Source organism: Prauserella rugosa, from assembly GCF_000719975.1.
Classification (GTDB): domain Bacteria; phylum Actinomycetota; class Actinomycetes; order Mycobacteriales; family Pseudonocardiaceae; genus Prauserella; species Prauserella rugosa.
Genome location: NZ_JOIJ01000002.1, coordinates 257655 through 277338, shown reverse-complemented (window position 1 = coordinate 277338; position 19684 = coordinate 257655). Strand labels below are relative to the sequence as shown.

The following is a 19684-nucleotide window of genomic DNA, read 5'->3' as shown; positions in this document are numbered from 1 at the left end:
GCTAGGGTGAGGACGTCCCAACGACGTGGAAGCCGGCGCCCCAAGCCGGGTCGAAGAACTGTGAGGAGAGAGCAGAAGTGACGGTTCGCGTAGGCGTCAACGGCTTCGGCCGGATCGGCCGCAACTTCTTCCGTGCCGCGGCTGCCAGCGGCCACGACATCGAGGTGGTCGCGTTCAACGACCTCGGTGACGTCTCCACGATGGCGCACCTGCTCAAGTACGACAGCGTGCTCGGGCGCTACCCCGAGGAGATCACCACCTCCGACGAGGGGATCGTCGTGGGCGGCAAGACCATCAAGGCCCTCGCCGAGCGCGACCCGGCCAAGCTGCCGTGGGGCGACCTGGGTGTCGACGTGGTCGTCGAGTCCACGGGTTTCTTCACCAACGCCGACGACGCCAAGGCGCACCTGTCCGGTGGTGCGAAGAAGGTCATCATCTCCGCGCCCGCCAAGGGTGAGGACCTGACGGTCGTGCTGGGCGCCAACGACAACCTGTACGACGGCTCGCAGACCATCATCTCGAACGCCTCGTGCACCACGAACTGCCTCGCGCCGCTGGCCAAGGTGCTCAACGACGAGTTCGGCATCGAGAAGGGTCTGATGACGACGACCCACGCCTACACCGCCGACCAGAACCTGCAGGACGGCCCGCACAAGGACCCGCGCAGGGCCCGCGCCGCCGCGCTGAACGTCGTGCCCACCTCGACCGGTGCCGCCAAGGCCATCGGCCTGGTGCTGCCCGAGCTGAACGGCAAGCTGGACGGCTACTCGCTGCGGGTGCCGGTGCCGACGGGCTCGATCACCGACCTGACGGTGAACCTGTCGAAGAAGGCCACGGTCGACGAGATCAACGCCGCCTACAAGGCCGCCGCCGAGGGCCCGCTCAAGGGCATCCTGCGCTACAGCGAGGACCCGATCGTCTCCTCGGACATCGTCAACGACCCGGCCTCCTGCATCTACGACGCGCCGCTGACGAAGGTCATCGACGACCAGGTGAAGGTCTTCGGCTGGTACGACAACGAGTGGGGCTACTCGAACCGCCTCGCGGACCTGGCCAACCTCGTCGGCTCCAAGCTGTCCTGATCGATGACGGTCACGACACTCGACGATCTGGTAACCGAAGGCGTCGCCGGGCGGTACGTCCTGGTCCGCTCGGACCTGAACGTCCCGCTCGACGGCGACCGCATCACCGACGACGGCCGCGTGCGTGCCGCGCTGCCGACCATCAAGCGCCTCGCCGACGCGGGGGCCAGGGTGGTCGTCACCGCGCACCTCGGCCGCCCCAAGGGCGCACCCGAGGACAAGTACTCGCTGCGCCCCGTCGCCGCGCGGCTCGGCGAGCTGCTGGGCACCTCGGTGCCCCTCGCCGGCGACGTCGTCGGCCGTGAGGCCAGGGACGTCACCGCGAACCTGTCCGACGGGCAGGTCGCGATGCTGGAGAACGTCCGCTTCGACCCGCGGGAGACCAGCAAGGACGCCGACGAGCGCGCCGAGCTGGCCCGTGAGCTGGCCGGCCTCGTGGGACCGGAGGCCGCCTTCGTGTCCGACGGCTTCGGGGTGGTGCACCGCAAGCAGGCCTCGGTCTACGACGTGGCCAGGGAACTGCCCGCCTTCGCGGGCGGTCTGGTGCTGGCCGAGCTGGACGTGCTCCGCACGCTGACCGGTGACCCCGCCCGGCCCTACGTGGTCGTGCTCGGCGGTTCGAAGGTCTCGGACAAGCTCGCCGTCATCGAGGCCCTGCTGCCGAAGGTCGACCGCCTCGTCGTCGGCGGTGGCATGTGCTTCACGTTCCTCGCCGCGCAGGGCCACGAGGTCGGCAGCTCGCTGCTCGAGGCCGACATGGTGGACGTGTGCAAGCGGCTGCTGGCCGAGGCGGGAGACAAGCTCCTGCTGCCCGTCGACGTCGTCGTCGCCGACCGGTTCGCCGCCGACGCCGCCACCCGCACCGTGCCGGCCACCGGCATCGAGGACGGCTGGATGGGCCTCGACATCGGGCCCGAGTCGGTGCGGCTGTTCGCCGACGCCGCGGGCTCGGCCGCCACCGTGTTCTGGAACGGGCCGATGGGCGTGTTCGAGATGGAACCGTTCGCCGGCGGCACCCGCGGGGTCGCACAGGCCATCGCCGACGGGGACGCCTTCAGCGTCGTCGGCGGCGGTGACTCGGCCGCGGCGGTGCGCGTGCTCGGCCTGCCCGAGGACGGCTTCTCGCACATCTCCACCGGCGGCGGCGCCTCGCTCGAGTACCTGGAAGGCAAGGACCTGCCCGGCGTGGCGGTTCTCGACGAAGGAGCATCGGCGTGAGCACCCGCAAGCCGCTGGTCGCGGGCAACTGGCTGTGTCTCATCCCTGGGGGGAGCTCCGCTCCACCCCAGACCCCCCTCGCCCTGGCGGAGGTCCACTCATGAGCACCCGCAAGCCGCTGGTCGCGGGCAACTGGAAGATGAATCTGAACCACCTCGAGGCCATCGCCCTGGTGCAGAAGATCGCCTTCTCGTTGCCGGAGAAGTACTACGCGAAGGTCGACGTGGCGGTCATCCCGCCGTTCACCGACATCCGCAGCGTGCAGACCCTGGTCGACGGGGACAAGCTCCTGCTCACCTACGGGGCGCAGGACGTGTCCCAGCATGCCTCCGGCGCCTACACCGGTGAGGTCTCGGGTGCGATGCTCGCCAAGCTGGGCTGCACCTACGCCGTCGTCGGCCACTCGGAACGGCGCGAGTACCACGCCGAGACCGACGAGGTCGTGGCGAAGAAGGTGCGGGCGGCGCTGAAGAACGACCTCACGCCGATCCTGTGCGTGGGCGAGCCGCTCGACGTCCGGGAGGCGGGCACGCACATCGAGCACACCACCGGACAGCTCCTCGCGGCGCTGAAGGGGCTGAAGACCGAGCAGGTCGCCGACATCGTCGTGGCGTACGAGCCCGTGTGGGCGATCGGCACCGGCCGGGTGGCGACGCCCGCGGACGCCGAGGAGGTGTGCGCGGCGCTGCGCGGCGCGCTGACCGACAAGTACGGCGCCGAGGTCGGCGACGGCGTGCGGGTCCTCTACGGTGGCTCGGTGAAGTCGGGCAACATCGCCGACCTGGTCGCGTGTGAGAACGTGGACGGTGCGCTGGTCGGCGGCGCCAGCCTCGACGGCGACGAGTTCACCAAACTCTGCGCCATGGCCGCCGGAGGCCCGCTACCCTGATCGCGTGTGGCACCCGCTACTGTGGGTGCCTCGCCACTCGCAGTAGACAGAGGATGACATGCAACTGTTCCTGCAAATTCTGTTGGTCGTGACCAGCCTCCTGCTGATCATCGCCGTACTGCTGCACCGCGGCCGCGGTGGGGGACTGTCGTCCTTGTTCGGTGGCGGGATGCAGGCCAGCCTGGCCGGATCGAGCCGCGCGGAGTCGAACCTGGACAAGGTCACCGTCGGCCTCGGCGCCGTGTGGCTCATCGCGATCATCGGGCTCGGCCTGCTCATGAAGATCTGATCGATCGCGTGCGTGAGCACGCCGGGATTCTGGTGGGTGAGGTTTGATGGTCGGCGGCAACGCGATCCGGGGGATGCGCATCGGGGCGTCTGGTCCGTCCAGCGAGTCCGAACGCGGTGAGACCGCACCCCGGCACGTCGTGTCGTACTGGTGCGCCAACGGACACGAAGCGCGACTGTCGTTCGCGCTCGACGCCGAGATTCCCGACGAGTGGGACTGCCCCAAGTGCGGCCTGCCCGGCGGCAAGGACCAGGAGAACCCGCCGTCGGCGGGCCGGACCGAGCCGTTCAAGTCGCACCTGGAGTACGTCAAGGAGCGCCGCAGCGACGAGGACGGGGAAGCCCTCCTCGAAGAGGCGCTGGAGCGGTTGCGCCAGCGCCGTGGCCGCGCCTGAGGCACGTCTCGACGACAACCGGCACACGTGAGTCCCCGTGGGATGCGATCCCGCGGGGACTCACCTGTGTCCGGGGGAGCATCGGCCCGCTGGTGCGAGGGCCTGGTGCGGAGGCCGGTGCTCGGTCAGGCCTGCACCGGATAGCGTGCCGTGACGCAGAAACCGCCCTCGGCCGTCGGTGACGACTCGAGCGTGCCGCCGAGCAGCCGCGCCCGTTCGGCCAGGCCCGTCAGTCCGTAGCCGCCGGAGGGCAGGGCGCCCTCACTCTGCCTGCGGGCCGCCGGTGGTTCGTTGCGGACCTGCACGAACAGTGCTGTGTCGTCGGCGTGCACCGTGACGAGGGTGTCGGCGCCCGGTGCGTGCTTGCGCACGTTCGTCAGTGCCTCCTGCACCGTGCGGTAGGCGGCCGCCGACACCTGCTCAGGCACGTACTCCGGCAACGTCTCGAGCTCCAGTCGCACCGGCACCTGGCACTCGCGCACCAGTTCGGGGATCTGGCACACCTGCGGCGACGGCCCGTCGTCCTCGCACGAACCCGAGCGCAGCAGCCCCACCAGGCCGCGCAGTTCCTCGAGGGTGTGCGTGCTCAGCTCCCGGATGGTGCGCGCGGTGCGTTCCGACTCACCGCCGGACGTCGTGGCGGTGAGCACGCCCGCCTGCATGGCGATGAGCGTGATGTTGTGGGAGACGACGTCGTGCATCTCCCTGGCCAGCCGGGTGCGTTCCTCCGCCCGCACCATCTCGGCGTGCAGCTTGCGTTCGCGGTCACGGCTGGCGTTGAGCTCGGCCAGTCGGGTGGCCAGCTGGTGGCGGGCTCCGATCAGCAGGCCGATCGCCAACGGCATGCCCGCGACGATCGTGCTGTAGATGATGTCGAGGCCGTGGTCCTTCCAGGTCAGCGCCGCGAACTCGGGCAAGGGCCAGAGCACGAACCGGCACATCCAGACCAGCCACGCACCGACCCACACCTGCCAGTGGGTCTGCTTGCGGGTCGCGAGGAATCCGAGCGCCATCATGGCGGCGACCTGCGCCCATCCGGCCATGAAGCCCGGAATGGTCAGCAGCAGCACCGTGAACGGGAACCAGCGCCGCAACAGCAGCGCGACGCAGCTGACGGCCGACAGGTACGCCGAATAGGCCGGGGCGTTCTCGGGGACGATGAGCCAGACGTCCAGGACCGCGATCAGCACGACGCCGGCGTCGATGGCGGTGCTGCGGACGGCTGAGCGGCTCCACAAGGTCGTGAACGAGTTTTTGACGGGTCCCAGCGCGTGCCGCATGCGGTCGGCCGCGGAGCGCGAGCGTGGGCCCTGAACCGAGACGTCAGGGAGGAACGTTCCCTCTGTGGTCATGGTTGAGACCTCTCGTCTTGTGGACTCCACCATGAGAGGACATCTTGCCCTGAAGTGTCTCCATCTTCGGGAAAAAGTGTGCGGTTGTTAACGCAGCGCGCATGAAATTTTCGTATGGGAACACCCGGCCGTGGCGAGTGGGTCACCACGGCCGGGTGGTGTCCTATACGTGCCGTGACCAGGGCAGGTCGGCGGCCGCGGCGGTGTCGAGCAGCCAGAGTGTCCTGCTCGTACCGCGGGCACCGGCCACCGGAAGCTCCACCTCACCCGCGCCGCGGTGGGCGCGGCCCACGGCTTCGGCTTTCGCCTCGCCCGCGGTGATCAGCCAGACCTGGTCCGCGCGCCGCAGCGCCGGGAACGTGAGCGACACCCGCGTCGGGGGCGGCTTCGGGCAGTTCCGTACCGCGACCACGCTGCGCCGTGCCTCGTGGGCGGCGGGGGAGTCCGGGAAGATCGACGCGGTGTGGCCCTCGCCGCCGAGCCCGAGCATCAGCACGTCGAACGCGGGCACGGCGGCGCCGGTCCCGTGCTCACCGTCGGCCACGTCGGCGAGCACCCGGGCGTACGCCTCGGCGGCCGCGTCCGGGTCGTCGCCGAACTCGCCGTCGGAGGCCGCCATGGCGTGCACCCGGGCCGGGTCCACCGGGACGTGGTCCAGCAGGGCTTCGCGGGCCTGCTTGTCGTTGCGTTCGGGGTCGTCGGCGGGCACGAACCGCTCGTCGCCCCAGAACACGTCCAGCCGCGACCAGTCGACGGCGTCGCGGGCGGGGGAGCGGCGGACGTGCTCGAGCAGGGCGATGCCCGTGCCACCGCCGGTGAGCACGACCGACGCCGAGCCCTTCCGTGCCTGCACGTCCGCGAGCGTCGTGATGAGCCGAGCCGCCGTCGCGGCCGCCAATACGTCGGCGTCGGGGTGGACGACGACGTCGCCCGCCGGGTCGGAGGTGCTCATGCCGTGCTGCTCCTCGCCTTGCTGCCGGAGTTCTTCGCGCTGGAGTCCTTGGCGCCGGAGTCCTTGGCGCCGGAGTCCTTAGGGCCGGAGTCCTTAGGGCCGGAGTCCTTAGGGCCGGAGTCCTTCGACGAGGCCTTCGATGAGGCCTTGGCAGAGGCTTTGCCCGACGTCGTCGACGAGGTCCTCGAAGAACCTGCGTTCGAGGACTCCTTCGACGACGCTGCCTTCGACGACGCTGCCTTCGACGAGCCGGACTTGCCCGAAGTCGTCGTCCGGCGCGTACCGGACAGCTTCGCGAGCCCGTTCAACGCCGCCTCGTAGATCTCGTCCGGATCAAGCCTGCGCAACTCCTCGATGAGGCAGTCCCGCGTGTCGCGCCGCTGCAGCGCCACCCGCCGCGTCGGCTGACCGGGCTGGGTCAGCGTGCCCGTCCGCCCATCCGGCCGCTCGATCGAGATCGGACCCGAAGGGCGCTCCAGGGTCACCGACACGATGCCCTGCGCGCTCGTCGTCTTGTGGCGCTTGACCGGCACGTCGAGATACTCGGCCAGCCACCCGGCGAGCAGCTCCGTCGACGGGGAATCGGCCTCCCCGGTCACCGTCGCAGCCGTCACCCGCTCGTACGGCGGCAGATCCAACGCACCGGCCAGCTGCGCCCGCCAATGCGTCAACCGCGTCCACGCCAGATCCGTGTCCCCGTCCGTGTAAGCCTTCGAACGGCCCTGCAACGAACGGATCGGATTCTTCTCCGCCGCCGAATCCGTGATCCGCCGCTGCGCCAACGCGCCCAGCGGATCCTTCATCGGCGACCGCGGACCGTTGCTCGGCCACCACGTGACGATCGGAGCATCCGGCAACAACAACGGCACCACGGCGCTCTGGCCCTGATTCGCCAACGGGCCGTACAACCGCAACACCACGACCTCACTGGCACCCGCGTCGCCACCGACCCGGATCTGCCCGTCGATGCGCGGCGCCGCCGTGCGAGCGCCCTTCGCCACGACGATCACCCGCGACGGATGCTCCCGGCTCGCCTCGTTCGCCGCGTCGATCGCATCCTCGAGTTGCTCGTCGTCCTCCGCGACGATCACCAGCGTCAGGACCCGGCCCAGCGCCACCGCGCCGCCCCGCTCCCGAAGCTCGACCATCTTCTTGTTCAACTGCGACGTCGTGGTCGACGGCAGATCGATGATCACCGGCGCCTCCAGTGCATTGCGGAACACTCGGACCCGGTCGGCGCCCCGCGATCGAGGGCTGCGCGATGATGGATCACGGGCGCCTCCATTGACGTCCTGTGCGCTCCAGCATGCGGTCCGCCGCAGGCGGGCCCCAGCTTCCCGGCGGATACGGCTCCGGAACGCCGCGCTTGGCCCAGTGCTGCAGAACCGGGTCGAGGATCTTCCACGACAACTCGACCTCCTCGTTCACCGGGAACAGCGACGGCTCACCCAGCAACACGTCGAGGATCAGCCGCTCATAGGCCTCCGGCGAGCTCTCCGTGAACGAGTGCCCGTAGCCGAAGTCCATCGTGACGTCGCGGACCTCCATGGTCGTGCCCGGCACCTTCGAGCCGAACCGCATCGTCACGCCCTCGTCCGGCTGCACACGGATGACGAGCGCGTTCTCCCCGAGCTCCTCGGTGGCCGTCGAGTCGAACGGCAGATGCGGCGCGCGCTTGAACACCACCGCGATCTCCGTGACCCGCCTGCCCAGCCGCTTGCCGGTGCGCAGGTAGAATGGCACGCCCGCCCACCGGCGGTTCTGCACCTCCAACGTCACCGCGGCGTAGGTCTCGGTGGTCGACTCCTTCGCGAAGCCGGCCTCCTGCGCCAGGCCCGGCACCTTCGTGCCGCCCTGCCATCCGCCCGAGTACTGCCCGGCCGCCGTCGTCTCGTCGAACGGCCCGACCGCCTTGGTGGCGCCCAGCACCTTCACCTTCTCGGCCCGCAGCGCACCCGGCTCGAACGACACCGGCTCCTCCATCGCCGTGAGCGCGAGAAGCTGCAACAGGTGGTTCTGGATCACGTCACGGGCGGCGCCGATGCCGTCGTAGTAGGCGGCGCGCCCGCCGAGGCCGATGTCCTCGGCCATCGTGATCTGCACGTGGTCCACGTAGTGGGCGTTCCACAGAGGTTCGAACAACTGGTTCGCGAACCGCAGCGCCAGGATGTTCTGCACGGTCTCCTTGCCGAGGTAGTGGTCGATGCGGAACACCGACTCCTCGGGGAAGACCTGGTTGACCACCGAGTTGAGCTCCTGGGCGCTCGCCAGGTCGTGCCCGAACGGCTTCTCGATCACGACGCGGCGCCACGTGTTCTCGTCGAAGTCCGCCAGCCCCGAACGCGACAACTGCTTGGTCACGATCGGGAACGCCCACGGCGGGATCGACAGGTAGAACGCCGTGTTGCCGCCCGTGCCGCGTTCGGCGTCGAGCTCGTGGACCGTCTCGGCGAGCCGGTCGAACGCCGCGTCGTCGTCGAACGTGCCCTGCACGAACCGGATCCCCTCCGCGAGCCGGTTCCACACCGACTCGCGGAACGGCGTCCTGGCGTGCTCGGCCACCGCGTCGTGCACCAGTTCACCGAAGTCCTGGTGTTCCCACTCCCGGCGGGCGAAGCCGACCAGCGAGAAACCGGGCGGCAACAGGCCACGGTGCGCCAGGTCGTAGATCGCGGGCATGAGCTTCTTGCGGGACAGATCGCCCGTGACGCCGAAGATCACCAGGCTCGACGGCCCCGCGATCCGCGGCAGCCGCTTGTCCCTCGGGTCGCGAAGCGGATTGGTCCAGCTGCGCGTCATCGACTGATCTCCTGTACCGCGCGCATCACCTCGGCCAGTCCCGCGGCGCGGTCGGTCAGGTGCAACCGCAGGACCGGCCTGCCCCGGTCGGCGAGCACCTGCCCGTCGCCGAGGGCCTGTGCCAGCTGCAGCGTGCCCAATGTGTACGGCCGGTCCGGCACCGCGAGGTCCTCCTCGGAGGCACCGGTGATCTGCAGGAACACGCCGTTCTGATGGCCGCCCTTGTGGTACTGGCCCGTCGAGTGGAGGAACCGCGGCCCCCAGCCGAACGTGGTCTGCACCCCGGTGCGCTTGGCGAGCTCGGACCGCAGCAACGACGCCGAGGCGTCGTCGAGCCGGTCCAGGTACGCCTGCACCGCGAGGTAGCCGTCGGCCGGCACCGTGGCGGTGAACTCCCGCAGGATGTCGGTCAGCGAGCCCTCCGCGCTCGTGCCCGCGGAGGCGTAGACCTCGACCGCACCGGACACCGCGGACGGGGTCGCCGTCGCGTTCAGCGCCTCCGGATCGTCCAGCAGCGACCGCGCCGCCTTCTTCGCCGCCTCCACGTCGGGCTGGTCGAACGGGTTGATACCCAGCAACCGGCCCGCGACGGCGACGGCGGACTCCCACAGCAGGAACTGCGCACCGAGCGGGCCCTGCGTGGCGATTCGCGCCCCGCCCGAGGACGGGCCGATCGCCACCGGCGTGGCGTCGCCCGCGGCGTCGGCGAACCCGGGCGCGTCCGTGCCGTCGACCACCACGGGAAGCAGGCCGGTGCCCTCCTTGCCGGTGGACTCGGCGATCAGCTGCTCGGCCCAGTCGCCGAAACCGGTGATGCCCGAACCCGTGTCCGCGAGGACGAGCTTCTCCGCGCCGTCGGCGTGTGCCGCCCCGAACGCGGCCGCGAGCCGCAGCGCCGGGTTGTCGGCCGTGTCGGCCGCGACGGCGTCGGCCACCAGCGCGGCCTGGTCCAGCAACCGTGCGACGTCGGCGCCGGCGAGCCCGGCGGGCACCAGCCCGAACGCGGTCAGCGCCGAGTAGCGCCCGCCGACGTTCGGGTCGGCGAGGAACACCTTGCGGCACTGGTCGAGTTCGGCCAACGGCGAGCCCGGATCGGTGACGACGACGATCCGCTGTGCCGGATCGATGCCCTCCTCCTCGAACGCCGCGGCGAACACCCGGCGGTGGCTGTCGGTCTCGACCGTCGTGCCCGACTTCGACGACACGACGAGCACCGTGCGGTCGAGATCGCCCGCCAGCGCGTCGGCGACCTGCGCCGGGTCGGTGGTGTCGAGCACCGTGAGCGCGACACCCTCGGTCGCCGTGATCACCTCGGGCGCGAGCGACGAGCCGCCCATGCCCGCGAGCACGACGCGGTCGACGCCCTCGGAACGCAGATCCGTACGCAGCGCCTCGATCTCGCCGATCAGTGGACGGGACGTGCGGTGCAGCGTCGTCCACGCCAGCCGGATCGAGGCCTCGGACTCGGCGTCCGCGCCCCACAACGTGGCGTCCTGGGCGGCGAGCTTGCCCGCCACGCCGTCGGCGACGAGGGTGTCGATCAACGGCGCGGCGGCAGTCTCGAGTGCGGGGTCGAGTTCGACCCCCGTCTGGTCGGCCCCCATCGCGAGCGTCAGCCCTTCGCCTTGTTGAGCTGGCCGGAGACGGTCTCCAGCAGCTCGGCCCACGACTTGTCGAACTTCTCGACGCCCTCGTTCTCCAGCGTCAGGAAGACGTCGGTGATGTCGATGCCGACCGCCTCGAGCTTGTCGAACACGGCCTGGGCCTGCTCGGCGGCGCCGCTGACGGTGTCGCCCGTGACGTTCGCGTGGTCGGCCGCGGCGTCCAGAGTGGACTCCGGCATGGTGTTCACCGTGTTGGCGACCACGAGGCCGTCGACGTAGCGGGTGTCGGAGTAGTCCGGGTTCTTGACCCCGGTCGACGCCCACAGTGGACGCTGGGGGTTCGCGCCCTCGGCCTCCAGGGCCCGCCACCGCTCGGAGGAGAAGAGCTCCTCGTAGGCGGCGTAGGCCAGCTGGGCGTTGGCGATCGCGGCCTGGCCGCGCAGGGCCAGTGCCGCGTCGGTGCCGATCGCCTCGAGTCGCTTGTCGATCTCACTGTCCACACGGGACACGAAGAACGAGGCGACCGAGTGGATCGACGACAGGTCGTGGCCGTTGGCCTTGGCCTGCTCGAGTCCGGCGAAGTAGGCGTCGATCACGGCCCGGTACCGTTCGACCGAGAAGATCAGCGTGACGTTGACGCTGATGCCCTCGGCGAGCGTGCGGGTGATGGCGGGCAGGCCTTCCTCGGTGGCGGGGATCTTCACCAGCAGGTTCGGCCGGTCGACCGTCTTCCACAGGTCGGCGGCCTCGGCGACGGTCTTGTCGGTGTCGCGGGCCAGGCCGGGGTCGACCTCGATCGACACGCGCCCGTCGACGCCGCCGGTGGACTGGTGGACGTCGCGGAACAGGTCCGCGGCGTTGCGCACGTCGGTCGTGGTCAGCTCCCGCACGGCGGCGTTGACGTCGGCGCCGCGGGCGGCCAGCTCGCGGACCTGCTCGTCGTAGGCCTCGCCGTCGGAGAGTGCGTTGGCGAAGATCGTCGGGTTGGTCGTGACGCCGACGACGTGCTTGTCGCGGATCAGCTCGGCCAGGTTGCCGGAGTTGAGCCGCTCACGGGACAGGTCGTCGAGCCAGATCGACACGCCGGCCTGGGAGAGTGCTGCGAGGTTGTTACTCATGAGGCGTTTCCCCAATCCGGTCAGGAGTTCTTGTCCAGCGCGCGGCGGGCCGCGGCCACCACGGCCTCCGTGGTGAACCCGAACTCACGGAACAACGTCTTGTAGTCGGCCGAGGCCCCGAAGTGCTCGATCGAGACGATCTCGCCGCCGTCACCGACGAAGCGGTGCCACGGCTGCGCGATGCCGGCCTCGACGGCGACCCTGGCCTTGACGGTCGGCGGGATGACCGCGTCGCGGTAGGCCTGGTCCTGACGGTCGAACCACTCGACACACGGCATCGACACCACGCTCGCGGCGACGCCGTCGGCCTCGAGGACCTTCCTGGCCTCGACGGCCAACTGCACCTCGGAACCCGTCGCGATGAGCACGACCTCCGGGTTGCCGTTGGAGGCCTCGGCCAACACATAACCGCCCTTGGCCACACCCTGGGCGTCGGTGCCCTCGAGCACCGGCACGTTCTGGCGGGTCAGCGCCAGGCCCGTCGGGTGGTGGATGTCCTCCAGCGCCGCCTTCCACGCCGCGGCCGTCTCGTTCGCGTCGGCCGGACGCGCGACGCTCAGGCCCGGGATGGCGCGCAGGGAGGCGAGCTGCTCGATCGGCTGGTGCGTCGGGCCGTCCTCGCCGAGGCCGATCGAGTCGTGCGTCCACACGTACGTCACCGGCGCCTTCATCAGCGCGGCGAGGCGCACGGCCGGGCGCATGTAGTCGCTGAAGATCAGGAACGTCGCACCGTACGGGCGCGTGCCGCCGTGCAGCGCGATGCCGTTGAGGATCGAGCCCATCGCGTGCTCACGCACACCGAAGTGCAGGTTCCTGCCGTACGGCTGCATGGTGAACATGTCCGTCGACGCCGTCTCGGGGCCGAACGAGTCGGAACCGGAGATGATCGTGTTGTTGCTCTCGGCCAGGTCGGCCGAACCGCCCCACAGCTCGGGAAGGGCGTCGGCGATCGCGTTGAGCACCTGACCGGACGCCTTGCGCGTGGCCACACCCTTCTCGTCGGGCTCCCACGTCGGCAGGGCCTCGTCCCAGCCCTCCGGCAGCGTGCGGGTGCGCAGGCGGTCGGCGAGCTTCTTGCGCTCCGGGTTCTGCGCAGCCCACGCGTCGAACCGCTCCTGCCACTGCGCCCGCGCCTCCTTGGCACGGTCGACGGCCTTGCGGGTGTGGGCGAGCACCTCGTCCTCGATCGCGAAGTCCTGCTCCGGGTCGAACCCGAGCTCGCGCTTGACGGCCGCGACCTCGTCGGCACCCAGCGCGGCACCGTGTGCCTTGCCGGTGTTCATCTTGTTCGGCGCCGGGTAGCCGATCACGGTGCGCAGCAGGATGAACGAGGGGCGGTTCGTCTCCGCCTTGGCCGCCGCGACGGCCTCCTCGAAGGCCACGACGTCCTCGCCGCCGTCGACGACCTGCACGTGCCAGCCGTAGGCCTCGTAGCGCTTGGCGGTGTCCTCGGACAGCGCGACGTTCGTGTCGTCCTCGATGGAGATCTTGTTGTCGTCGTAGATCACGACGAGGTTGCCCAGCTCCTGGCGGCCCGCGATCGAGCTGGCCTCGGAGGTGACGCCCTCCTCGATGTCACCGTCGGAGGCGATCACGTAGATGTGGTGGTCGAACGGGCTCTGGCCGGTGGGGCTCTCCGGGTCGAGCAGCCCGCGCTCACGGCGAGCGGCCATGGCCATGCCGACCGCGTTGGCCAGGCCCTGGCCGAGCGGGCCGGTGGTGGTCTCCACGCCGGGGGTGTGCCGGTACTCCGGGTGGCCCGGGGTCTTCGACTCCCACGTGCGCAGCTGCTTGAGGTCCTCCATCTCCAGGCCGTAGCCGGCGAGGAACAGCTGGATGTAGAGCGTCAGGCTGGAGTGTCCCGCGGACAGGATGAAGCGGTCACGCGCCGGCCACTCCGGGTCGGTGGGGTCGTGGCGCATGATGCGCTGGAACAGCGAGTAGGCGACCGGCGCGAGGCTCATCGCCGTGCCGGGATGGCCGCTGCCGCAGTTCTCGACCGCGTCGGCGGCGAGCACGCGGATCGTGTCCACGGCCCGGGTGTCGACGTCGGCCCAGTCGGCCGGGTAGTTCCGGCGCAGTAGTGGGTTGTTCTCCGCGGTCGAGGCGATTTCCGACACTAGAACTCGGCTCCTGAATCGTCTTTGGTTGAAGCTGGCCGTCCGGGACGGCCGCGCCGGTGGCGTACCACCGTCGGCGGCTGCCCCGGTGATCTTAATCGATCAGGGCGCGGGTACCACAGTGAACCAGCAGGTAACCCGTGGAACGTGACCGACGCTGCCAGCCTAGTCCCGGGCGGCGTCCGCGCGCCTGTCGCGCGAGAGCCTTGCAGACGCCTCAGCCGTGGCGGGCGCGGCCTGCCCCTGCGGCGTGTCGCCGGTGCCAGGCCGGCGGTCGACGGTCGGTGTGCGGGGACGAGCGAACGGGCTGTGCACGCACGAGGGGAAATGTGACGTGGACTTCGCACCCGGGGTGCCGTGCGCGGATGTCCCGGCGACCTCTACTACCCTCTGTCAAGGAACCGGCCGACGAGCCGTCCGGCGCTCGCCAGGGACGTCTCCGGCCCGCAATCTGACGCAGGGAGCGACATGTCGTTGGTGCACGCTGCGCGTTCGTCGCACGGGCGCAGTGCCAACACCAGCGCCGGGCACACCGCCGGTACCCCCTCCGGTGAGCCCCCGGCCGGTGAGCCCGGTGCCCGTCGCGGCGTTCGTCAGGTGGTCGCCGCGTACGCCTCCCTGGCCAAGCCGCGGGTGATCGAGCTGCTGCTCGTCACCACCATCCCCGCCATGTTCCTGGCGGGCCGGGCGATCCCCGACCCGTGGCTCCTGCTCGCCACGCTCGTGGGCGGCACGATGGCCGCGGGGAGTGCCAACGCGCTCAACTGCGTCGTCGACGCCGACATCGACAAGGTCATGAACCGCACGAAGAAGCGCCCCCTCGTGCGGGACACCGTGCCCCGCACGAACGCGCTCGTGTTCGGGCTCGTCCTCGGCGTGGCGTCGTTCGCGTTGCTCTACGGCACCGTCAACCTGCTCGCAGGACTGCTCGCCATCGCGACGATCCTGTTCTACATCTTCGTCTACACGCTCGGCCTCAAACGGCGCACGCCGCAGAACGTCGTCTGGGGTGGTGCCGCGGGCTGCATGCCCGTCGTCATCGGCTGGGCGGCCGTCACCGGCACCGTCGAATGGCCCGCCTTCGTCATGTTCGGCGTGATCTTCTTCTGGACGCCGCCGCACACGTGGGCGCTCGGCATGAAGTACCGCGAGGACTACGAACGCGCCGGGGTGCCGATGCTGCCGGTGGTCGCCAGCCCGCAGCACGTCGCCAAGCAGATCGTCATCTACTCGTGGGTCATGGTCGGCTGGACGCTGCTCCTGGTCCCGGCGACCAGCTGGCTCTACGCCGCCTTCGCCGGACTGGCGGGCGCGTGGTTCCTCTTCTACGCCCACAGCCTGTACGCAGGCGTCAAGCGTGGCCGGGAGACCAAGCCGATGGCACTGTTCCACCGGTCGAACACGTACCTGATGATCGTGTTCGTCGCCCTCGCCGTCGACGCGGCCATCGGGATGCCCGTGCTCGGGCTCCCGTTCTGAGCCGGTCTTCGTTCACCGCGCTTCGTTCACTGCGCTGTTCAGTTACCGCGCTGGTCCGTTACTGCGCTGGTCCGTTACTGCGCTGGTCCGTTACTGCGCTGCCGCCGGTCCTCGCGCAGGTGCACGGTCGCGGGTGACGATGTCAACGCCTTCGGCGGCGCGGCCCGGCCCCTCCGACGGGCCCGGGGTTATCCCGGCCGTCCGTTGGGAATTCATGTGCTCGGTCGATCGTTGGAACTCGGTCGAGCCCTCCACACCTTCTTGCGAAAGGCGCCGCCCTTGTCCGTGTCCGCCGACGACCGGAAAACCACCGAGAACGGCAAACACACCGCGATCGCCGAGGAACAGAAGTACGTCTCGGGCGTCTACGACGCACTCGACGCCGAACGCGAGCTCGTCGAACGCAGGCTCGCCGAGAGCCTCCGGATGGCCGACGGCGAACCGCAGGCCCAGGCCGAACGCGAAGCCGCCACCGCCACCTACAGCGACCGGCTCGCGCAACTCAAGTCCGTCGAACAGGGCCTGTGCTTCGGACGCCTCGATTTCACCGACGAACGCCGCGCCCGGGACGACACCGACTCGCCCCTCTACATCGGCAGGCTCGGCCTGTTCGACGACACCGACGACTACCGGCCGCTGCTGATCGACTGGCGCGCGCCGGTCGCCCGCCCGTTCTACCTCGCGACCGCCGCATCGCCCGACGGCGTGCGCCGCCGCAGGCACCTGCGCACGCTCAGCAGGCGCGTCGTCGACGTCGACGACGAGATCCTCGACATCGGCTCCGGCGGCGACAGCGACCACCTCGGCCTCGCGGGCGAAGCCGCCCTGCTGTCGGCGCTCGAACGTCGCCGCACCGGCGAGATGTCCGACATCGTCGCCACCATCCAGGCCGAGCAGGACCGGATCATCCGTGCCGACATGGGCGGCGTGCTCGTCGTCCAGGGCGGTCCCGGCACCGGCAAGACCGCCGTCGCCCTCCACCGCGCCGCCTATCTGCTCTACACCTACCGGCGCCAGCTCACGACCCGTGGCGTGCTCGTCGTCGGGCCCAACAGCACGTTCCTGCGCTACATCGGCCAGGTGCTGCCCTCCCTGGGCGAGACCGGCGTGCTGCTCGCCACCGTCGGCGAACTGTTCCCCGGGCTCGAGGCGGTCGGCACCGACACCCCCGAGGCGGCCGAGGTCAAGGGCCGCATCGTGATGACCGAGGTGTTGGAGCAGGCCGTCCGCGACCGGCAGACCGTGCCGGACGACGTCCTGCGCATCGACGCCGAGGACAACGACGTGCTCGAACTCGACCGCCGCACGTGCGAACGCGCCCGCGCCAAGGCCAGGGCGACGCTCAAACCGCACAACGTCGCCCGCCGCGTGTTCGTCGACACCCTCCTGGACGCTCTCGCCGAACAGGCCGTGGCCAAGCTCGAATCGAGCGTGCTCGACGACGTGCCCGACATCCCGCTGACCGAGGACGAGACCGACGACGGCGTGCTGCTCGACGAGCGTGACTACGCCACCATCCGCAGGGAACTCACCGAGGACCGCGCCGTGCAGGCCGCGCTCCACCGGCTGTGGCCTAAGCTCACCCCGCAGGAGCTGCTGGCCGATCTGCTCACCGACGCGGACCGTCTCGCCTCGGCCACCGAAGGACACCTGAGCGCGGCCGAGACCGACACGCTGCTGCGGGTCCCGGGGTCGTGGTGGACCCCGGCGGACGTGCCGCTGCTCGACGAACTCGCCGAACTGCTCGGGGAAGACGACACCGAGGCGCGGCTGCGCCGCGAACGCAGGGAACGCGAGGAACGGGCCTACGCCGAAGGCGTGCTCCACGTGCTCGAACAGGACGACGAAATCCTCGACGAGGACCAGATCCGCGTCCGCGACGTGCTCGATGCGGAGATGATTGCCGAACGCCAGGAGGCCCGCAGCAACCTCACCGCCGCCCAGCGCGCCGCCCAGGACCGCACGTGGACCTTCGGGCACGTCATCGTCGACGAGGCGCAGGAACTGTCGGCCATGGACTGGCGCACCCTGATGCGGCGCTGCCCGAGCCGTTCCATGACCCTGGTCGGCGACGTCTCGCAGACCGGCTCCCGTGCCGGGACCTCGGCGTGGGCCGACGTGCTCGAGCCGTACGTGGGGCAGCGGTGGCGGCTGCGCGAGCTCACCGTCAACTACCGCACCCCGTCGGAGATCATGGATCTCGCCGCGCACGTGCTCGCCGAGATCGACCCCGAGCTGCGGGCACCGCGTTCGGTGCGCGACACCGGCGACGTGCCCTGGCAGCGGCACCTCGACCGCGACGGGCTCGCCGGCGAGCTCCGGTCCATGGTGGACGGCGAACTGGCCGAAGTGGAGGGTGGCACCGTCGCCGTGGTCGTCCCCGAGGACATGGCCACCCACGAGCTCGAGGCCGTTGTGAGGTTCGACTCGTCCGGCGAGGCCGACGAGCGCGTGTCGCTGCTTCCGGTGGACAGGGCGAAGGGACTGGAGTTCGACGCGGTGATCGTCGTCGCCCCCGACGAGATCATCACCGAGTCCCCGCGTGGCCTCAACGACCTGTACGTCGCGCTGACCCGGGCGACCAAACGGCTCGGCGTCGTGCACACCGGTCCCGTGCCCGACGCGCTCGCCGCGACGACGTCAGGTGCGCAAAACGCCCGGTGAGCGCCCAGCTAGGGTAGGCACATGCGCAAAGCTGGCAAGATCATGATCGCGGGGGCCGCGACGGCAGCAGCGACGGTGCTCGCGGCGTGCTCGCCGTCCCTCGAGGAGCCGACGGACCAGTCGCCCGAGGAGCAGGCCACACACACGCCCGCACCGGTGTCGGTGTCCGAGAGCGCGCCGTCGTCCGCCGCACACGGTGCCGGACAGGACGGCGGCGGCCACTCCGCCGTGGGCGGTGCGGGACAGTGCACGGCCGAGGACATCACCGTCGAGACCAACGGCGCGGAGCCGCAGGTGCAGATCCCGCGCGACTGCGCGGCGCCGCAGGAGGTCCTCACCCGGGACGTCGAACCGGGCAACGGTGCCGCCGTGACACCGCAGTCGACCGTGCAGGTGGACTACACCGTCGTGGGCTGGTCCGACGGTTCGGTGGCCGACAGCGGCAGCGCCTCGGTCGACCTCGGCTCGCCCTCGGGCGACATCGAGGGCTGGGCCGAGGGCATGGAGGGTGCGCAGCAGGGCGCCACGCGCGTGTTCGTGCTGCCCCCGGACCTCGGTTACTCCGAGCAGAGCGGTAACCCGCTGGCCTCCGACAGCATCGTCGTCGTCGCCGAGGTCACCGGCGTCTCCTGACCCGCTGCGTGGTCCCGAGCGCCCGGATGTTTCCGGAGCACTCGGGACCACGCGCCGCTCACGGGGTCAGCAGCACCTTGCCCGTCGTGCGCCTGCCCTCGAGGTCCTCGTGGGCGCGGCGCGCGTCCGCCAGCGGGTAGGTCGCCCCGATGCGCACGTCCAGCTCTCCGGCCGACACGGCTGCGAACAGCTCACCGGTGCGCCACTCCAGCTCGTCCCTGGTGGCGGTGTAGTCGCCCGACGTCGGACGCGTCAGGTAGAGCGAGCCGCCGGAGTTCAGCACCTGCGGGTCGATCGGCGGGACCGGGCCGCTCGACGCGCCGAACAGCACCAGCGTCCCGCGACGCCGCAGCGACCGCAGGCTCGCCTCGTAGGTGCTGGCGCCCACGCCGTCGTAGACGACCGGAACACCCTCCCCGCCGGTGAGCTCGTCGACCGCCTCGGCGAAGTCCCGCTCGGTGTAGCGGATCACCTCGTCGGCGCCCGCCGCGCGCGCCAGCCGTTCCTTCTCCTCGGTCGACACCGTCCCGATCACGCGGGCACCCTTGGCCTTCGCCAACTGGGTCAACAGCAGTCCCACGCCGCCGGCCGCGGCGTGGACCAGGATCGTCTCGCCCTCGGCGACCGGGTACGTCGAGTTGACCAGGTAGTGCGCCGTGACCCCCTGCAGCATCGTCGCGGCCGCGGTCTGCGCCGACACACCGTCCGGGACGGGCACGACGACCCGCGCGGGCACGACCGCGCGCTGCGCGTAACCGCCGGGATGGCCCTGCCACGCGACCCGGTCGCCGACGGCGATCCCGGTCACGTCGGGGCCCACCTCGGCCACGGTGCCCGCGCCCTCGAGCCCGGGCGTGTACGGCAGCGCGACGCGGTAGACGCCCGATCGTTGATACGTGTCGATGTAGTTGACCCCGGCCGCCTCGACGTCGACCAGCACCTCCCCGGAGCCGGGCGAGGGCGGGTCGACGTCGGCGGGTGTCAGGACCTCCGGACCCCCGGTGCGTTCGATCCGGATGGCGGTGGGCATACGGCTTCCTCCTCGTGGCGCGGTGGTGACGTCCCGGCAGAGCCTAGAACCTCGGCCGTGA

General features: G+C 70.5%; 16 protein-coding genes. 8 read left to right on the top strand and 8 right to left on the bottom strand.

Going from position 1 to position 19684, the window contains the following annotated elements; all coding sequences use genetic code 11:
- Positions 1–77: 77 nt before the first annotated feature.
- The 5 genes from gap (at position 78) to IF64_RS0103820 (ending at position 3872) form a co-directional block, all read left to right on the top strand.
- Positions 78–1082 carry a type I glyceraldehyde-3-phosphate dehydrogenase gene (gap, locus tag IF64_RS0103840; protein WP_030530590.1) on the top strand — a complete coding sequence of 335 codons (1005 nt, stop codon included), beginning with the start codon at positions 78–80 and terminating at the stop codon, positions 1080–1082.
- Between the two features lie 3 nt (positions 1083–1085).
- Complete coding sequence (locus IF64_RS0103835) at positions 1086–2300, top strand: phosphoglycerate kinase (protein ID WP_030530589.1); 1215 nt, start codon at positions 1086–1088, stop codon at positions 2298–2300.
- Positions 2301–2400: 100 nt separating this feature from the next.
- Positions 2401–3189: a triose-phosphate isomerase gene (tpiA, locus tag IF64_RS0103830; protein ID WP_030530588.1), complete on the top strand. Its 789-nt coding sequence runs from the start codon at positions 2401–2403 to the stop codon at positions 3187–3189.
- A gap of 58 nt (positions 3190–3247) precedes the next feature.
- Complete coding sequence (secG, locus tag IF64_RS0103825) at positions 3248–3478, top strand: preprotein translocase subunit SecG (protein WP_030530587.1); 231 nt, start codon at positions 3248–3250, stop codon at positions 3476–3478.
- A 46-nt stretch (positions 3479–3524) separates the two neighbouring features.
- Complete coding sequence (locus tag IF64_RS0103820) at positions 3525–3872, top strand: RNA polymerase-binding protein RbpA (protein WP_030530586.1); 348 nt, start codon at positions 3525–3527, stop codon at positions 3870–3872.
- Positions 3873–3997: 125 nt separating this feature from the next.
- Here IF64_RS0103820 and IF64_RS0103815 read toward each other — a convergent pair whose 3' ends face one another.
- From IF64_RS0103815 to tkt, 7 genes are all read right to left on the bottom strand, one after another.
- Positions 3998–5224 carry a sensor histidine kinase gene (locus IF64_RS0103815; RefSeq protein ID WP_030530585.1) on the bottom strand — a complete coding sequence of 409 codons (1227 nt, stop codon included), beginning with the start codon at positions 5222–5224 and terminating at the stop codon, positions 3998–4000.
- A 163-nt stretch (positions 5225–5387) separates the two neighbouring features.
- Positions 5388–6176 carry a 6-phosphogluconolactonase gene (gene pgl, locus IF64_RS0103810; protein WP_030530584.1) on the bottom strand — a complete coding sequence of 263 codons (789 nt, stop codon included), beginning with the start codon at positions 6174–6176 and terminating at the stop codon, positions 5388–5390.
- Positions 6173–7372 (bottom strand): glucose-6-phosphate dehydrogenase assembly protein OpcA, encoded by a 1200-nt coding sequence (gene opcA, locus IF64_RS0103805; RefSeq protein ID WP_051757479.1) that lies wholly within the window; start codon positions 7370–7372, stop codon positions 6173–6175. Before opcA ends, pgl begins: the two co-directional genes overlap by 4 nt.
- A 73-nt stretch (positions 7373–7445) precedes the next feature.
- The gene (zwf, locus tag IF64_RS0103800; RefSeq protein ID WP_030530582.1) at positions 7446–8975 is read right to left on the bottom strand and encodes a glucose-6-phosphate dehydrogenase; all 1530 of its coding nucleotides are present in this window, start codon (positions 8973–8975) and stop codon (positions 7446–7448) included.
- Entirely contained in the window at positions 8972–10579 is a 1608-nt protein-coding gene (locus IF64_RS0103795) for a glucose-6-phosphate isomerase (protein ID WP_030530581.1), read from the bottom strand. The genes zwf and IF64_RS0103795 overlap by 4 nt, the downstream gene beginning before the upstream one ends.
- Positions 10580–10587: 8 nt before the next feature.
- A complete protein-coding gene (tal, locus tag IF64_RS0103790) occupies positions 10588–11697 on the bottom strand; it encodes a transaldolase (protein WP_030530580.1) in 1110 nt (369 codons plus the stop codon).
- A gap of 20 nt (positions 11698–11717) precedes the next feature.
- Complete coding sequence (gene tkt / locus IF64_RS0103785; RefSeq protein WP_030530579.1) at positions 11718–13817, bottom strand: transketolase; 2100 nt, start codon at positions 13815–13817, stop codon at positions 11718–11720.
- 468 nt (positions 13818–14285) lie between these two features.
- On the opposite strand from tkt, the gene IF64_RS0103780 reads away from it, so the two are divergent.
- The 3 genes from IF64_RS0103780 (at position 14286) to IF64_RS0103770 (ending at position 18593) form a co-directional block, all read left to right on the top strand.
- A complete protein-coding gene (locus IF64_RS0103780; RefSeq protein ID WP_030530578.1) occupies positions 14286–15296 on the top strand; it encodes a heme o synthase in 1011 nt (336 codons plus the stop codon).
- Positions 15297–15575: 279 nt separating this feature from the next.
- Positions 15576–17960 (top strand): HelD family protein, encoded by a 2385-nt coding sequence (locus IF64_RS0103775; protein WP_425468434.1) that lies wholly within the window; start codon positions 15576–15578, stop codon positions 17958–17960.
- Positions 17961–17981: 21 nt separating this feature from the next.
- Entirely contained in the window at positions 17982–18593 is a 612-nt protein-coding gene (locus IF64_RS0103770; RefSeq protein ID WP_030530576.1) for an FKBP-type peptidyl-prolyl cis-trans isomerase, read from the top strand.
- Positions 18594–18651: 58 nt separating this feature from the next.
- Here IF64_RS0103770 and IF64_RS0103765 read toward each other — a convergent pair whose 3' ends face one another.
- A complete protein-coding gene (locus tag IF64_RS0103765; protein WP_030530575.1) occupies positions 18652–19623 on the bottom strand; it encodes a quinone oxidoreductase family protein in 972 nt (323 codons plus the stop codon).
- Between the last annotated feature and the right edge of the window lie 61 nt (positions 19624–19684).

Coding starts and splice junctions, on each gene's coding strand:
- IF64_RS0103835 (WP_030530589.1), top strand. CDS start 1,086: ATGACGGTCACGACACTCGACGATCTGGTAACCGAAGGCGTCGCCGGG.
- tpiA (WP_030530588.1), top strand. CDS start 2,401: ATGAGCACCCGCAAGCCGCTGGTCGCGGGCAACTGGAAGATGAATCTG.
- secG (WP_030530587.1), top strand. CDS start 3,248: ATGCAACTGTTCCTGCAAATTCTGTTGGTCGTGACCAGCCTCCTGCTG.
- IF64_RS0103820 (WP_030530586.1), top strand. CDS start 3,525: ATGGTCGGCGGCAACGCGATCCGGGGGATGCGCATCGGGGCGTCTGGT.
- IF64_RS0103815 (WP_030530585.1), bottom strand. CDS start 5,224: ATGACCACAGAGGGAACGTTCCTCCCTGACGTCTCGGTTCAGGGCCCA.
- pgl (WP_030530584.1), bottom strand. CDS start 6,176: ATGAGCACCTCCGACCCGGCGGGCGACGTCGTCGTCCACCCCGACGCC.
- zwf (WP_030530582.1), bottom strand. CDS start 8,975: ATGACGCGCAGCTGGACCAATCCGCTTCGCGACCCGAGGGACAAGCGG.
- IF64_RS0103795 (WP_030530581.1), bottom strand. CDS start 10,579: ATGGGGGCCGACCAGACGGGGGTCGAACTCGACCCCGCACTCGAGACT.
- tal (WP_030530580.1), bottom strand. CDS start 11,697: ATGAGTAACAACCTCGCAGCACTCTCCCAGGCCGGCGTGTCGATCTGG.
- IF64_RS0103780 (WP_030530578.1), top strand. CDS start 14,286: ATGTCGTTGGTGCACGCTGCGCGTTCGTCGCACGGGCGCAGTGCCAAC.
- IF64_RS0103770 (WP_030530576.1), top strand. CDS start 17,982: ATGCGCAAAGCTGGCAAGATCATGATCGCGGGGGCCGCGACGGCAGCA.
- IF64_RS0103765 (WP_030530575.1), bottom strand. CDS start 19,623: ATGCCCACCGCCATCCGGATCGAACGCACCGGGGGTCCGGAGGTCCTG.